This is a genomic window from Curtobacterium sp. C1, assembly GCF_021049325.1.
Taxonomy (GTDB): domain Bacteria; phylum Actinomycetota; class Actinomycetes; order Actinomycetales; family Microbacteriaceae; genus Curtobacterium; species Curtobacterium citreum.
The window spans coordinates 1,316,508-1,332,257 of sequence record NZ_CP088076.1 but is presented as its reverse complement, the minus strand read 5'-3'; the positions used below and the strand labels follow the sequence as shown (position 1 = coordinate 1,332,257).

Sequence of the window (15,750 nt, the reverse complement as noted above, 5' to 3'; positions counted from 1 at the left end):
GCAGGCGCACCGGCGGGCGCCGGAGTCCTCAGATCCTACCGTCCGGGTGCTGCTGCCCGGTCCTTCATGACCTGCTCGCGGGCGCTGCTCGCGCGCTCCTTGACGCTCGTCGCGTAGACGTCGACGTACTCCTGCCGGCTCAGCCCGGCGAGCTCGTGCATGACCTCGTCCGTGACGCTCCGGAGGATGAAGCGGTCGGTCTCGAACCCCTCGAAGCGCGAGAAGTCGAGCGGCTTGCCGAACACGACGCCGACGCGCTTGAACTTCGGGAACTTCTGGCCGATCTGCTGCACCTCGCGCGTGCCGATCATCGCGACCGGCACGACGGTGACGCGCCCCTCGAGGATCATCCGGGCGATGCCGGTGCGACCGCGGTACAGCTTGCCGTCGGGACTGCGCGTGCCCTCGGGGTAGATGCCGAGCTGCTCCCCGCGGGCGAGGACCTGGAGTCCGGTGCGGAGCGACGCCTCTGATGCCTTGCCGCCGGAGCGGTCGATGGGGAGCTGGCCGATGGCGTTGAAGAACGTCTTCGTCGCCCAGCCCTTGAGCCCCCGGCCGGTGAAGTAGTCGCTCTTCGCGAGGAACGACATCCGGCGGTCCAGCACGGCCGGCAGGATCACCGAGTCGATGAACGAGATGTGGTTCGAGGCGAAGATCACCGGCCCCTTCGCGGGGACGTGCTCGCGCCCGATGACCCACGGTCGGAACAGGGTGAGGATGAGCGGGCCGAGCAGGAAGTTCTTCAGCAGCCAGTAGGTCATCGTCGACTCCAGTCGTTCGCCGAGGCGACCCTACGCCGTGCGGGCGTGGATCCGGGCGAGGTCCGCGGCACCGACGACGCCGGCGTCGTTCACGAGCTCGGCGATGACGAAGTCGGGCTCCGGGTGGTAGCCGCGCGCCGGCAGGTTGCTCAGGTACGCCTGCTTGATCGGCTCGAGCAGCCGGTCCCCCGCGCTGGCGACACCGCCGCCGAACACGAAGAGCTGCGGGTCGAGCACGGCGGAGAGCGACGCGCAGGCCTCGCCGAGGTGACGGCCGAGTCGGCGGAGGGCCGCGAGGGCGCCCGGGTCGTCCGCCAGGATCAGGTCGCCGACGATCCTGCCGTCGAGCTGGCCGCCGTTCTGCTCGCGGGCGTCGGCCAGGGCGGAACCGATGCCGCCGGCGTCCGCGACGTCGTTCGCCATGCGCTGCAGGGCACGACCCGAGCCGTACTGCTCGATGCAGCCGCGGGCACCGCAGCCGCACGGCAGCCCGTTCGGGACGATGCGCAGGTGCCCGATCTCGCCGCCGGTACCGAAGCCGCCGCGGAACAGGCGGTCCTCGGTGACGATCGCGCCGCCGACCCCGGTGCCGATGGTCAGCATGGTCATGTCCGACACGAGCCGACCAGCACCGAAGCGGAACTCCGCCCAGCCGGCGGCGTTCGCGTCGTTGTCGACCGTGATGTGCAGGTCGCCGAGCCGCTCCTGGAGCTTCTGCCGCAGGGGTTCGTTCCGCCACCGGATGTTCGGCGTGTAGTAGACGATCGACTGCGAGGCGTCGATGAAGCCCGGGGCCGCGACGCCCACCGCGCCGACCTCGTGGGCCGCCCGGAGTCGCGACACCATGGTCACGACGTCGTCGAGCATGGCGTCCGGGTCCGCCGCGTTGGTGGCCACGCGGTCCTCGGCGACGATCTCGCCGAGTTCCGTCACGACCGCTCCCGCGATCTTGGTGCCCCCGATGTCGATTCCGATGGCATGCACGAGCATCGACCCTACCGTCTCCCGGTGGCCACGGAGAACGTCCGCGACGCCCGGATGCACACGGAACCCCCGGCTGCTGCCCATATGCTGGCGGTGTCGCCTCGTCGCTGAGGCGTCCTCGTATCGAATCGGCCGACAAGGGAGTCAACCGTGAACGATCAGCGGCAGCCCGCACCCACCTCCGCGCCCGACCACGGCTCCGCGGCCCGACTGCTCTCGGAGCGTGCCCGACGCACCCCGGACCGGCCGATCCTCGCCGAACGCCACGGCGACACGTGGACGACCATCACCGCGGCGGACGTGCTCGCCCGCGTCCGCGGCATCGCGAAGGGCTTCGTCGCCGCCGGCCTGGAGCCCGGAGCACACATCGCGATCCTGTCCCGCACCCGGTTGGAGTGGACGCTGGTCGACTTCGCCGTGTGGACCGCCGGGCTCGTGTCCGTGCCCGTCTACGAGACGAGCTCCCCCGACCAGGTCCGCTGGATCCTGTCCGACTCGGAGACCGTCGCGATCGTCGTCGAACAAGAGGAGCACGCGCGCCGCGTGGCCTCGATCGCCCCCGACCTGCCGCACCTCGGGCAGCACTGGACGATCGACGGCGCCGGGCTCGACGACCTGACCCGGCTCGGCGAGACCGTCACCGACGCCGAGCTCGACGCCCGCACCGCCGACGTGCACGGGCACGACGACGCGACGATCATCTACACGTCGGGCACGACCGGTCGACCCAAGGGCTGCGTCCTGCGTCACGACAACTTCACCGCGACCGTCGAGGGCGCGACCGAGGCCATGCCCGAGGTGGTCGCCGAGGGGTCCTCGACGCTCCTCTTCATCCCGATGGCCCACGTCTTCGCCCGCTTCATCGCGGCGATGTCGGTGTCGACCGGCGTGCTCGTCGGGCACGAGCCGGACACGCGCGACCTCATGCAGGCCGTGTCGACCTTCAAGCCGACGTTCCTGCTCGCGGTGCCGCGCGTCTTCGAGAAGATCTACAACTCCGCCGAGCAGAAGGCCGACCTGGGCGGGAAGGGCAAGGTCTTCCGCGCCGCCGCCGGTGTCGCCGTCGCGCACTCCGAGGCCCTCGCCGCCGGCCGGGTCCCGCTCGGCCTGAAGCTCCGCTTCGCCCTGTTCGACAAGCTCGTCTACGCCAAGCTCCGCGCCGCGATCGGCGGCCGGGTGCAGTACGCCATCAGCGGTTCGGCGCCGCTGTCCCCGCGCCTGTCGCACTTCTTCCGCTCGATCGGGGTGCTCATCCTCGAGGGCTACGGCCTCACCGAGACCACCGCCCCCGCGACCGTGAACCGGGCCGCCGAGCTCCGGATCGGCACGGTCGGGCGGGCCCTGCCCGGCGTGGAGGTCCGGACCGCCGACGACGGCGAGATCCTCATCCGCGGCGTCGACGTGTTCGACCGGTACTGGAAGAACGAGGAGGCCACCGCGAAGGCGTTCGAGGACGGCTGGTTCCGCACCGGCGACCTCGGCCGCCTCGACGGGGACGGCGTCCTCACCGTCACCGGCCGCGCGAAGGAGCTCATCGTCACGGCGAGCGGCAAGAACGTCGCCCCGGCACCGCTCGAGGACGGCATCCGCGAGCACCCGCTCGTCGGGCAGGTCGTGGTCGTCGGCGAGGGCAAGCCCTTCGTCGCCGCCCTCGTGACCCTGGACCGCGACATGCTGCCCGGGTGGTGCGAGGCGCGCGGCATCGTCCCCGGTCTCTCACCGCGCGAGGCCGCCTACGACGAGCGCGTGCACCAGGCGGTGCAGGAGGCGATCGACACCGCGAACCAGCGGGTCTCGCGGGCGGAGTCGGTCCGGTCGTTCACGATCCTCGACACCGAGCTCACCGAGGCGTCCGGGCACCTCACCCCGAAGCTCACCATCAAGCGGGCGATCGTGATGCGCGACTTCGCAGCGGACGTCGAGCACATCTACTCCGGCTCGAAGGTGCAGACCACCGCCACGCCCGTCGTGGCGTCGCGTCGTCGACGCGGCTGACGGCGGTCGGGCTGACGGCAGACTGGAGGCCCGGTGCCGGTCCGTGGGACCGGCACCGGGCCTCCAGTGCGTTGCCAGTCGGGACGGCGCCGCGGCGCCGCGCCCGGCTCAGCCAGCCTGCGCGACCTCCATGTCGACGTCGGCGATGACGCCCGTCGCGGCGGTCGCCACGGGGACCGGCTCGGGGCGGCGGTTGGTGCGGGTGCGGTGAGAGCTGAGCTCGTCGTTCTGTGAGGCCATGGTGCTCGTCCTGGGTGATGGGGTGACACGTCGGTGGGTGCCGACCGGGACACGGTACCTCCTTGTCAGGACGAACCGACAATCCCGCGAAGGGGTGTCACGGGAGACCGCAACGGAACGTGCGGTCCCGCGCCCCCGATCAGTGGAACCAGTCCTGCGCTCGGATGTCCCTCAGGGCCTGCCGGCGGGTCCCCGGGTCGAGCGTCATGACGTACACGGTGCCGTCGAGGTGGTCGCACTCGTGCTGCAGCGCCTCGGCCATCAGGCCGTCGCCCTCGAGCACCACAGGGTTGCCGTCGACGTCGACGCCGCGGACCTTCGCGTGCGGGAAGCGCCTGGTCGGGTAGCCCAGGCCGGGCACGGACAGGCAGCCCTCGTCCATCAGCTCGGGTTCACCGGAGACCTCGACGAGCTCCGGGTTGAGCACGTACCCGACCTCACCGTCGACGTTGTACGAGAACGCCCGGAGGCCCACGCCGATCTGCGGGGCGGCGACACCGGCGCGCCCGGGCTCCTTGACGGTGTCGATGAGGTCCTGCACGAGTTCACGGACGCCGTCGGCACCGATGCGGACCGGGTCGGCGGGCGAACGGAGGACGGGGTCGCCGAACAGGCGGATGGGACGGACGGTCACGTTACTGCAGCACCACCAGGAGGTCGCCGGCGTCCACCTGCTGGGTCGCCGGGATCGCGAGACGGCCGACGGTGCCCGACACGGGCGCCGTGATGGCCGCTTCCATCTTCATCGCCTCGATGCTCGCCACGGCCTGACCGGCCTCGACGACGTCACCGACGGCGACCTTGAGCGTCACGACACCCGAGAACGGGGCCGCGACGTGCTTCGGGTCCGCCTTGTCCGCGCGTTCGGCGGCCTTGGTCTCGACCTCGACCGAACGGTCGCGGACGGACACGGGGCGGAGCTGGCCGTTGAGGGTCGCCATCACCGTGCGCATCCCGCGCTCGTCCACCTCGCCGATCGCCTCGAGCCCGACGAACAGGTTCACGCCGCGGCCGAGCGGCACCACGTGCTCCTGTCCGGGGCGCAGGCCGTAGAGGTAGTCGACGGTCGGGACGACGGACAGGTCGCCGTACTGCTCGCGGACACTCGCGAACTGGCGCGTGGGCTGCGGGAAGAGCAGCCGGTTCAGGGCCTGCTGCCGCTCGGGACCGGGCGACGCGAGGTGCGCGCGCTCGGCGTCCGGCACCGGGGTGACCTCGAGCCGGACGTCGCGCCCGGCGAGGACCTTCGACCGGAACGGCTCCGGCCAGCCACCGGGCAGGTCGCCGAGCTCCCCGGCCATGAAGCCGACGACCGAGTCCGGGACGTCGTACTTCTGGGGGTTCTCCTCGAAGTCGGCGGGGTCGGCGTCGACCGCGGCGAGCTGCAGGGCGAGGTCGCCGACGACCTTCGAGGACGGCGTGACCTTGGTCGGGCGACCGAGGATGCGGTTCGCCTCGGCGTACCAGTCCTCGACCTGCTCGAAGCGGTCGCCGAGGCCGAGCGCGATGGCCTGCTGGCGGAGGTTCGAGAGCTGCCCGCCCGGGATCTCGTGGTGGTACACGCGGCCGGTCGGCCCGGGCAGGCCGGACTCGAACGGCGCGTACGCGCGGCGGACGGCCTCCCAGTAGGGCTCGAGCGCGCCGACCGCGGCCAGGTCGAGCCCGGTGTCCCGCTCGGTGTGGGCCAGGGCGGCGACGAGCGCGGACATGCTCGGCTGGCTCGTCGTGCCGGCCATCGGGGCCGCCGCGACGTCCACCGCGTCCGCTCCCGCGCGGGCCGCGGCGAGGAGCGTGGCGAGCTGTCCGCCGGCCGTGTCGTGCGTGTGCACGTGGACGGGCTGGTCGAAGCGCTCCCGCAGGGCGCCGACGAGCCGCTCGGCCGCACCCGCGCGGAGCAGGCCGGCCATGTCCTTGATGCCGATGACGTGCGCGCCGGCCTCGACCATCTGTTCCGCGAGCCGGAGGTAGTAGTCGAGCGTGTAGAGGTCCTCGGCGGGGTCGAGCAGGTCGCCGGAGTAGCAGAGGGCTGCCTCGGCGACGGCCGTGTCGGTGGCGAGCACGGCCTCGAGCGCGGGACGCAGCTGCGACACGTCGTTCAGGGCGTCGAACACGCGGAAGACGTCGACGCCGGTGGCCGCGGCCTCGGCGACGAACGCGTCGGTGACCTCGGTCGGGTACGGCGTGTAGCCGACCGTGTTCCGGCCGCGCAGCAGCATCTGGATCGGCAGGTTCGGCATCGCGGCCCGCAGGGCGCTCAGTCGTTCCCAGGGGTCCTCGCCGAGGAACCGGAGCGCGACGTCGTACGTCGCACCGCCCCAGGCTTCGACGCTGAGCAGCTGGGGGGTCAACCGGGCCACGTGCGGGGCCACCGCGACGAGGTCCTTCGTGCGGACACGGGTCGCCAGGAGCGATTGGTGGGCGTCGCGCATCGTCGTCTCGGTGACGGCGAGGGCGGACTGCTCGCGGAGCGACCGGGCCCATGCGGCCGGACCCATCGCGAGCAGCCGGTCGCGCTGCCCGGCCGGCGGCGGGGTCGACAGGTCGACCGCGGGGAGCTTCTCGCTCGGCTCGACGGTCTGCGGGCGCCGCTCGCCGTTCGGCTTGTTCACCGTCACGTCGGCGAGCCAGCCGAGCACCTTCGTGCCGCGGTCCTTCGACACGTGGCCGCCGAAGAGCTGCGGGCGTTCCTCGATGAACTTCGTCGAGACGTCGCCGCGGGCGAAGTCGGGGTCGTCGAGCACGGCCTGCAGGAACGGGATGTTCGTGCTGACCCCGCGGATGCGGAACTCCGCCAGCGCACGCTTCGCGCGGGCGACGGCAGCCGGGAAGTCCCGGCCGCGGCAGGTCATCTTCGCGAGCATCGAGTCGAAGTGCGGGCTGATCTGCGCGCCGGTCGCGACCGTGCCGCCGTCGAGCCGCACGCCCGCGCCGCCCGGGCTGCGGTAGGTGGTGATGCGCCCCGTGTCCGGTCGGAAGCCCTGGGTGGGGTCCTCGGTCGTGATGCGTGTCTGGAGCGCGGCGCCGTGCACGCTGACGGTGTCCTGCGTCAGACCGAGGTCGGCGAGGGTCTCCCCCGCGGCGATGCGCATCTGCGACTGCACGAGGTCGACGTCCGTCACCTCCTCGGTCACGGTGTGCTCGACCTGGATGCGCGGGTTCATCTCGATGAAGACGTGCTGCCCGGCGCGCTCGCCCTCGGTGTCCAGCAGGAACTCGACGGTGCCGGCGTTGACGTACCCGATCGACCGGGCGAAGGCGACGGCGTCGCGGTGCAGGGCGGCGGCGATCGACGGGTCGAGGTCCGGCGCCGGGGCGATCTCCACGACCTTCTGGTTCCGGCGCTGCACCGAGCAGTCGCGCTCGAACAGGTGGATCGTGCCGGCCTCGGTGCCCGTGGCGTCGGCGAGGACCTGCACCTCGATGTGCCGCGGCCGGATGACGGCCTGCTCGAGGAACATCGTCGGGTCGCCGAAGGCGCTGTCGGCCTCGCGCATGGCCTCCTCGAGGGCGGCACGGAGCTCGGCCTTCGTCTCGACACGCCGCATGCCGCGACCACCACCACCGGCGACGGCCTTCGCGAAGACCGGGAAGCCGATCGCGTCCGCACCGGCGAGGAGCTCGTCGACGTCGCGGCTCGCCGGGGTGCTCGCGAGGACGGGGACACCCGCCGCGACCGCGTGCTCCTTCGCGGTGACCTTGTTGCCGGCCATCTCGAGGACGTGCTCGCCGGGGCCGATGAAGGTGATGCCGTTCGCCGCGGCGGCCGCCGCGAGCTCGGGGTTCTCGGACAGGAAGCCGTAACCGGGGTAGATCGCGTCGGCCCCCGACTCGCGGGCGACCCGGATGATCTCGGCGACGTCGAGGTACGCGCGGACGGGGTGGCCCCGCTCGCCGATGACGTACGCCTCGTCGGCCTTCAGGCGGTGCAGGGAGTTGCGGTCCTCGTACGGGTAGACCGCGACGGTCCGCGCCCCCAGCTCGTACGCGGCACGGAACGCGCGGATGGCGATCTCGCCACGGTTCGCCACGAGGATCTTGCTGAACACGACGTCCCTTTCAGCCCGGGTTGAGGTGTCACAACCCTACTGGCGGTAACGTGGCTCACCGTGCATGTACTCAGCGTGAGCTCCCTCAAGGGTGGTGTCGGCAAGACGACGGTGACGCTCGGCCTGACTTCGGCCGCGTTCGCCAAGGGACTGCGCACGCTGGTGGTGGACCTGGACCCGCAGTCGGACGTCTCCACCGGCCTCGACATCGACATCTCCGGACACCTCAACGTCGCCGACGTCCTCGAGAACCCGAAGGAGAAGATCGTCCGTCAGGCGATCGCCCCGTCGGGCTGGACGAAGGGCTCGCAGGGCAAGGTCGACGTGCTCGTCGGCTCCCCCTCGGCGATCAACTTCGACGGCCCGCACCCCTCGATCCGGGACATCTGGAAGCTCGAGGAGGCGCTGGCGAACGTCGAGCAGGACTACGAGCTCGTGCTCATCGACTGCGCACCCTCGTTGAACGCCCTCACCCGCACCGCCTGGGCAGCGTCCGACCGCGTCACCGTGGTCACCGAGCCGGGGCTGTTCTCCGTCGCGGCCGCCGACCGTGCCCTCCGCGCGATCGAGGAGATCCGTCGCGGTCTCTCCCCTCGGCTGCAGCCCCTCGGCATCATCGTGAACCGGGCCCGCGTCCAGTCGCTCGAGCACCAGTTCCGCATCAAGGAGCTCCGCGACATGTTCGGCCCGCTCGTCCTGTCGCCGCAGCTGCCCGAGCGCACCTCGCTCCAGCAGGCCCAGGGTGCCGCGAAGCCCCTGCACGTGTGGCCCGGCGAGTCTGCGCAGGAGATGGCGCGCAACTTCGACCAGCTGCTCGAGCGCATCATGCGTACGGGCAAGATCGGCCCGTACGCCGAGGGCGGCGCCGCCTAGGCCCGTCGCGCGGCTCGGCGCGGGTCGGCCGGGGGGCGTCGGCGAGCGAGCCAGATCTGTCCCGCTCGACCCTCCCCGGCGACGACCATTGCACACAGCGCGGTCAGCGCACGGCGTGTCCTGCACGTTCGGCGCCGACGGTCGTCCCGCTTCACGCGCGCGCACGGTCGAGCGCCGTGCAGCCGAGGCCTCGGCCGCGGCGCCGTGTGGACGGACTGCGGTACCCGTCGAGCGAGCAGGACACGCCGCGTGCTGTTCGCCGACCGTGCACTTCCGGTCGGGCACGCCCGTCGGTCGGGACAGAAATGGCTCGCTCGGCGAAGACAGGCTCGGGTGCGCACACGGGCGGGTCCGCGCACGGACGAGCGGGTGCGCGCGAGCGCCCGGGCGAAGCGGGGCGGCGGCGCGCCCCGGCGTCAGGACGCGCGGGAAGCGCGGCGCGCGGCGAGCTCGTCGTCGGGGTCGGCCGCCGGGGTGGCGTCGAGCTCGACGAGTGAGCTCTCGACCTCGCGCAGGACCTTGCCGACGGCGATGCCGAAGACGCCCTGGCCGCGGGACACGAGGTCGATGACCTCGTCGTCGGAGGTGCACAGGTAGACCGAGGCGCCGTCCGACATGAGCGTCGTCTGGGCGAGGTCGGATACGCCCGACTCGCGGAGCTGGTTCACCGCGGTGCGGATCTGCTGCAGCGAGATGCCCGTGTCGAGCAGACGCTTCACGAGCTTGAGCACGAGGATGTCGCGGAAGCCGTACAGCCGCTGCGATCCGGAGCCGGCGGCCCCGCGGATCGTCGGCTGGACGAGTTCGGTGCGGGCCCAGTAGTCGAGCTGGCGGTACGAGATGCCGGCTGCACGGGCGGCGACGGTGCCGCGGTAGCCGTTCTGCTCGTCGTGTTCGGGGAGACCGTCGGTGAAGAGCAGGCCGAGGTCGTACCGGGTCATCTCGGACTCGGTACCGGGGGTGTCAGTCCCACTCATGTGCATGCCTTCCACGACGTTCGAGCTCCCACCCGAAGGTTCAACGACGGGTTGAGAGTTGTTCCGAGGTCCACGGTAGCGACTCGGACGCGGTGCGCCCGGTACATCCGCCCCGGCGCGTCCGGCGTGTCGAGGATACGCCCCGACCACCGACGACCGACAGGTGCAGCTGTCCGCCGGAGCAGGTCGATGGACCGGGGTGTCATCCGTCGAGACGACCGATGGCCGAGCGGATCAGGCTCGACCGGATGACCTCGAGGTGCGCTGCGATCTCCCGTGCGAGCTCGGTGGCCTTCGCCCGCGAGGTGGCGTCACCGCGACGGGACACCGGCATGAGGGCGGACTCGATCAACCCGACCTCGCGCTCGGCCACGCCCCGCATGGTGCGGAGGTGCCGCGGCTCGATGCCGGTCCGCTGCAGTTCGACGAGCGCCTTGAGCACCGCGACCGAGTCGTCGGCGTACGTGTCCGCGGCGGGGAGCAGCGAGGCCGAGACGGCGTCGGACAGGAGCATCGGCGTGGCCCCGGCCGCCCGGATGGTCTCGTCCCGCGTGAAGCGCCGCTCTCGCGCGAGGATCGACGGCTTCGGCGCGTCCCCACCACCGGGGAGGACGGGGTCGCGCCCCGCGTCGAGGTCGGCGAGGTAGTCCTTGATGACCTTGAGCGGCAGGTAGTGGTCGCGCTGCAGGCCGAGCACGATGCGGAGCCGCTCGACGTCGGCCGCTGAGAACTTCCGGTAGCCGCTCGCCGTGCGGATCGGCGTGACGAGCTCGCGTTCCTCGAGGAAGCGCAGCTTGGAGCTCGACAGGTCCGGGAACTCGGGCTTGAGGCGTGCGATGACCTGCCCGATGGTGAGCAGGTCCGGGACCGCGGACCCCGCCCGGGCCGCGGCGGACCGCGCCGCCACTACGCGTTCGCCAGGCGCGCCAGGTCGACCCGGGAGGCGTAGAAGGTGAGCCGGAACTTGCCGACCTGGACCTCGGACCCGTCGGTGAGCAGCGCTTCGTCGATGCGGACGCCGTCGAAGTACGTGCCGTTGAGCGACCCGTTGTCCTTGACGCTGAAGGCCGTCCCGTGCCGCAGGAACTCGGCGTGCTTGCGCGAGACCGTCACGTCGTCGAGGAAGATGTCGGCGTCCGGGTGGCGTCCGGCCGTCGTGACGTCGGAGTCGAGGAGGAACCGCGCACCCACGTTCGGACCGCGGCGCACGACGAGGAGCGCCGAACCGGACGGCAGCGCGTTGATCGCGTCGCGTTCCTCGGTCGAGACCCCCGACTCCGCGGTGAGTGCTGCCCCCATGTCCATGCTGAAGGTCAGGGTGGTGTCGACCAGCCGCTGTTCCGGGGTCTTCTGACCGTCCGGCTGCGGAACCACTGGCTCTGGCATCGTGGACCTCCTCCTCTTGGCGCACCAGCGTATCGGAAACGGGTGGCTCTCCGGCAGCCCCGAACGGGGCCGTGGACAAGTCGGGATCACGCGTACAGCGAACGTACCGGGAACACACCGACGACGGCCTGGAGGCACGGTGCCAGCTGGCACCGTGCCTCCAGGCCGCCGACCGGCCAGGAGTCGGTCACTGCCCGGTCACCGCCCGACGGACGTCGACGCGGTCGGTGACCCCGTCGGCGCAGCGGATGCCGGCGCGGACGGCGCGCCGGTGGCGGCCGACGACGGGATCGGCTTCCCGGCCCGCTGGTCCGCGAGGATCCGCTCGATCTCCGCGTCCTTGAGCCGCACCCAGGGCGACCCGTCGGGGTCGCTCGTCGATGCCTCGGGGCTGTCGCCCGTGTTCCACCACTTCGCCTGGTACGGCACGCCGTGGAACAGGACCCGGTCGCCGGTGTCGTGGACCGCCTCGCCCGACCAGGCCGGGAAGGTCCCCACCGGGAGCGTCAGCGGCTGCACCGGGCGCTCCCCCGGCAGCACCGGGCCCACGAGTCGCCACGGCGTCTCGTACGCGCTGAGCACCGGGTCGTCGGGGAGGTCACCGGACGTCCACCACTTCGCCTCGTAGACGTTGTGGTGCCAGACGATCTTCGTGCCCTCGAGGTAGGCGGCGTCCGCGCTCCACACCGGGTACGGGCTCGTCGAGGGGTCGTCCGTCGGCTGCTCGGTGGCGCTCGGCTCGGCCGTCGTCACGTCACCGGCCGCCGCGGTGATCCGGCCGCCGAAGCCCTTGCCGAGCACGTCCGCGAAGAGCTGGCCGCCCTGGTCGACCCCGGAGCACGAGTTCGACACGGTCGACAGGTTCACGTAGTTCGTCCCGCACGTGGTGTCGCGGTTGAGCGACCACATGGAGATCCGGCCGAGCCCCTGGTCGCGTGCCCAGGCGTTCAGCTTCCGCGCGTCGGCGAGCCCGAAGACCTCGTCACGGACGTCGTTCTGCCCGATCATCGGCGTCGCGCCGACCTTCCGCCAGAGCGTCGCGTCACCGAGGGGCGTGCCGGCGCGGTCGTACAGGACCCCGAGCTGCCGGTGGACCTCCTGCAGGGTCTGCACCGAGGCCGAGTACATGCTCTGGCTCGACCCCTTCCCCTCGCCGAAGTCCATCGTCATCGCGTTGACACCGGCCAGGTCGACGCCGGCGGCCAGGAACTGCGACACCGCCGTCGTGCCGTCCGTGGTCAGCCCGGACGGAGCGGCCGGCAGGGTCAGCCACACGGCGAGGGGGTGCCCCGCCGCCCGGCGTGCCTTCTGGAGCTCGGCGACCGCGGCCGCACGGCGCTCCCCCGCGGCACGGTTCGTCAGGTCGTCGCCCTCGACGTCGAAGTCGACGGTGCTGACGTCGTACCGCTGCACCACCGACGCGTACGCGGCGACGAGGTCCTTCGGGTCGGTGCAGGTCGTCGCGAGCTCGTCGTTCGCGAGACCGCCGAACGAGACGCCGACCTCGCCGTCCTGCTGCTCGAGCCGGGCGATCCGGCGATCGAGGTCGAGCGTGTCCGCGGCGCCGTCCAGCGTGTACGCGGAACCCCAGGTCGGCGTGCAGGCGGCGTCGTGGTCGGCGACCACGAAGGACAGCATGACGTCGCGGCCTCGGGCGGACTTGACGTCCTCGAACGCGAAGGTCGGCGTGACCGTCACGTCGGTGTAGGCCGCGAACCACGGCTTCTCGGACTCGGCGGCGTGGGCGGACTGCCAGCGGTCGAAGCCGACGTACCCACCGGCACCGACGGCGACGACGGCCAGGACCGCGACGGCCACGCGGAGCGGCGACAGGCGACGCGCGGCCATCAGGCGGCGCTCCGCTCGTCGGCGCGGGCCGGTCCCTGCTCGGCGCGGACGGGACCCTGCTCGGCGGCGCGGGCCGCCCGGCGGCTGTCCGGCGCCGCGACGTGCGGCGACCGGACGGCCTGCGGACCCGGCGTGACGACGTGCTGCTCGGTCAGGGTCCGGCCGCGGTCGCCGAAGTACAGCACCGCGCGCCAGTCCTCGGTGACGACCACCGGCTCCGGCACGAGCCCGCGGCGCGCCCGGCGCCGCTCGCTCCGTGCGGCCCTCCGGGCCTCGCGACGGGAGCGCCGCGCCTCCGGGTCGTAGTACATCCACGCCGTCGCCCACATCCAGACGTCGACCACCGAGTTCCACACGCCGATGTACGCGACGATCGCGTACGAGGCGAGGACCGCGTTGAACACCGCGAAGGCCGCGTTGCCCCAGTTGTGCGCCTGGGCGTCGCGGGCGAACGTGAACACCGAGAACAGCACCATCGCGTACGGGGCGAGGACGTAGAGCGCCGGGGCCGCCGTCCGGTCGCGGACCTTCGGCGTGCGGGCGAACGGGATCTTCTTCGCCGTGAGCATCTGCTGGACGCTCTTGAGCACCCCGGCGACGTTCACCGGCATGAGCACGAGGTTGAAGCCGTAGATCCGGAACACGTCCGAGCGCTTGTAGCCGCAGTACCGCAGGTCGCTGCCGAGCAGCCAGAAGTACGGCAGCGCGGCGAGCAGGACCATCGGGCTGAGGAGCCGCGAGTCGTACGGGTAGGCGAGCAGGAAGATCAGCCCGAACGACGCCCAGGCGATCGACGCCATGTAGTTCACACGGAGTGCCATCTCGACGACGCCGACCCGTTCGCCCCGGGCCCGACGCTCGCGCACCTGCCGGATGTACTTCGGCAGGATGAGGAGCCCGCCGTTCGCCCAGCGGCGGCGCTGGACGACGAGCGACCCGAAGTCCGGCGGGGTCGCGCTGTACGACAGCCGCTCGGGGTAGTTCACGAGGGTCCAGCCGTGCATGCCGAGGTCGACGCTCGACTCGGTGTCCTCGATGACGGTGCGGTCCTGGACGAACCGGCGGACCTCGAAGCCGCCGACGGTCTCGACCTCCTCGATGTCCCGCAGCGCCCGCGTCCGGATCACGGCGTTCGCGCCGACCCAGAAGGTCGCGCTGTACCGGGACATGCCCTGGTGAAGGATGTGCTGGATGTCGGTCGTCGCACCCGCGAGCCGCTCGATGCGGGTCGCCGCGCCCCGGAAGGACGAGTACGGCGTCTGCGTCACCGCGACGCGCTCGTTCTCTGGCTGCTCGAGGAAGTACACGAGCCGGAGGCAGTAGTCGCGGAGCAGGACCGAGTCGGCGTCGAGGGTGAGCAGGTAGTCGGACGCGGGGACGACGAGGTCCGCGGCGGGCTCGTCGGCGACCGGCCGGAGCACGGTGCCGGAAGCGGTCTCCTCGGCGGCGTAGGCCCCGCCGAGCAACCCGATGTAGGCGTTGAGGTTCATCGCCTTGTTCGCCTCGTGCGACAGGTTCGCGTAGCGCTTCCGCTCGAACGTCGTGACCTCGGCGGTGAACGTCCACGCGAGCCGGCGGTGCAGCTCGAGCACGCGCTCGGACGTGACCTCGGTGACCGTGCTCCCGCCGGCGACGGCGCTGTCGATCGCGGCCCCGAGGGCCTCGGCGGTCAGCCGGAGGTCGTCGGCGAGCCCGGTGAGCACCTGGTCGTGGAAGAAGTGGTCGACGTGGTCGACGACCTCGTGCTCGCGGGCGTGCCGCCGGAGCCACGCGTCCGCCCAGCGGTGGTGCTCGACGAGGGCGCGCAGGGTCTCGACGCTCGCGCACGGGGTCCGGGACGCCTCGACCTCGGCCGCGAACAGGGCCTCCTGGAACCGACGGGACGGTGCGGCGAGCTGCTGCTGGATCGTCGTGGCGACGGCCCGGGTGCGGTCGAGCTTGGCGGCGGTCTCCGGGTCGGTCGGGAACGGGGCGTCGTCGACGAGCAGCACGATGCGGAGCGCGGGGTACTCCTGCAGCGCGGCCGACCAGAGCGTCGTCGCGACGACGTCGGGTTCCTCGGCGTAGCTCGGCACGAGGACGGTCATCGGTGCCGTGTGACCGGTCGCGAAGTGGCGGTCGAGCTCGGCGCGGGGCACGCGGACGTGGGTCGCGAAGCGCTCGAGGGCACCCTGGCGGGCGACCAGGTGCATGAGCGCCGAGAACGTCAGGAACGTGACGACCACCAGGTACGACAGCGCCTCGGTCGTGAAGCGGAAGCTCTCCGTGCCGTAGTCGAGGAACTGCCGGATCACGGTGTAGACCACGTAGGCGACCCAGAAGGCGATGGTCAGGATGATGGCGACCCGGCCGGAGACGAGCTTCCGGTCGCTGGGTCGCGCGTGCAGGGTGTCGAGCGGCTGGGTCCGCCGCTCGGAACCCCACTGCCGGCGTCGCGCGGGGGCGGCGCCTCGGTGTTCGGTCATGTCGGTCGTCGTCCTTCGGTGCACGTGGACCAGCGGCCCGTCGGGTCGGGAGCTGTCGGGGAGCCCGTGCGGTCGCGACGACCGTACGGCCGACGGTCGACTCGCGGGGACCCTCGGACGGGGGGTCGACGGGGTGTCGTGCGGGAAGCCGTCAGGACGTTGCGCGACGCCGCTG

General features: G+C 71.9%; 12 protein-coding genes. 2 read left to right on the top strand and 10 right to left on the bottom strand.

All coding sequences use genetic code 11. The annotated features are described in order from the left end of the window. Positions 1 to 35: 35 nt before the first annotated feature. Positions 36 to 761, bottom strand: coding sequence for a lysophospholipid acyltransferase family protein (locus tag LQK89_RS06510; RefSeq protein ID WP_058742399.1), 726 nt, complete (start codon positions 759 to 761; stop codon positions 36 to 38). 30 nt (positions 762 to 791) lie between these two features. Further along, positions 792 to 1,745 carry an ROK family glucokinase gene (locus LQK89_RS06505; protein ID WP_058742408.1) on the bottom strand — a complete coding sequence of 318 codons (954 nt, stop codon included), beginning with the start codon at positions 1,743 to 1,745 and terminating at the stop codon, positions 792 to 794. 150 nt (positions 1,746 to 1,895) lie between these two features. On the opposite strand from LQK89_RS06505, the gene LQK89_RS06500 reads away from it, so the two are divergent. Next, positions 1,896 to 3,740 (top strand): AMP-dependent synthetase/ligase, encoded by a 1,845-nt coding sequence (locus LQK89_RS06500; protein ID WP_231050534.1) that lies wholly within the window; start codon positions 1,896 to 1,898, stop codon positions 3,738 to 3,740. Positions 3,741 to 3,848: 108 nt separating this feature from the next. On the opposite strand, the gene LQK89_RS18030 is transcribed toward LQK89_RS06500, so the two are convergent. The 3 genes from LQK89_RS18030 to LQK89_RS06490 form a co-directional block, all read right to left on the bottom strand. Then, entirely contained in the window at positions 3,849 to 3,980 is a 132-nt protein-coding gene (locus LQK89_RS18030; RefSeq protein ID WP_257222091.1) for a hypothetical protein, read from the bottom strand. A 139-nt stretch (positions 3,981 to 4,119) separates the two neighbouring features. Then, a complete protein-coding gene (locus tag LQK89_RS06495) occupies positions 4,120 to 4,614 on the bottom strand; it encodes a peptide deformylase (protein WP_231050533.1) in 495 nt (164 codons plus the stop codon). Between the two features lies 1 nt (position 4,615). Further along, positions 4,616 to 8,026, bottom strand: coding sequence for a pyruvate carboxylase (locus LQK89_RS06490; RefSeq protein WP_231050532.1), 3,411 nt, complete (start codon positions 8,024 to 8,026; stop codon positions 4,616 to 4,618). 60 nt (positions 8,027 to 8,086) lie between these two features. Here LQK89_RS06490 and LQK89_RS06485 point away from each other — a divergent pair, with 60 nt between their 5' ends. After that, positions 8,087 to 8,899 (top strand): ParA family protein, encoded by an 813-nt coding sequence (locus tag LQK89_RS06485; protein ID WP_058742403.1) that lies wholly within the window; start codon positions 8,087 to 8,089, stop codon positions 8,897 to 8,899. A 416-nt stretch (positions 8,900 to 9,315) separates the two neighbouring features. On the opposite strand, the gene LQK89_RS06480 is transcribed toward LQK89_RS06485, so the two are convergent. The 5 genes from LQK89_RS06480 to LQK89_RS06460 all read right to left on the bottom strand — a co-directional run bounded on the left by LQK89_RS06480 (position 9,316) and on the right by LQK89_RS06460 (position 15,575). Beyond that, positions 9,316 to 9,876 (bottom strand): MerR family transcriptional regulator, encoded by a 561-nt coding sequence (locus tag LQK89_RS06480; protein ID WP_058729221.1) that lies wholly within the window; start codon positions 9,874 to 9,876, stop codon positions 9,316 to 9,318. A gap of 202 nt (positions 9,877 to 10,078) precedes the next feature. Beyond that, positions 10,079 to 10,783, bottom strand: coding sequence for a transcriptional regulator FtsR (gene ftsR, locus LQK89_RS06475; protein WP_144801519.1), 705 nt, complete (start codon positions 10,781 to 10,783; stop codon positions 10,079 to 10,081). Next, positions 10,783 to 11,262, bottom strand: coding sequence for an FHA domain-containing protein (locus LQK89_RS06470; protein WP_058742405.1), 480 nt, complete (start codon positions 11,260 to 11,262; stop codon positions 10,783 to 10,785). Before LQK89_RS06470 ends, ftsR begins: the two co-directional genes overlap by 1 nt. A 198-nt stretch (positions 11,263 to 11,460) precedes the next feature. After that, the gene (locus LQK89_RS06465; protein ID WP_231050531.1) at positions 11,461 to 13,110 is read right to left on the bottom strand and encodes a chitinase; all 1,650 of its coding nucleotides are present in this window, start codon (positions 13,108 to 13,110) and stop codon (positions 11,461 to 11,463) included. After that, positions 13,110 to 15,575: a glycosyltransferase family 2 protein gene (locus tag LQK89_RS06460; RefSeq protein ID WP_231050530.1), complete on the bottom strand. Its 2,466-nt coding sequence runs from the start codon at positions 15,573 to 15,575 to the stop codon at positions 13,110 to 13,112. Before LQK89_RS06460 ends, LQK89_RS06465 begins: the two co-directional genes overlap by 1 nt. Positions 15,576 to 15,750 lie beyond the last annotated feature (175 nt).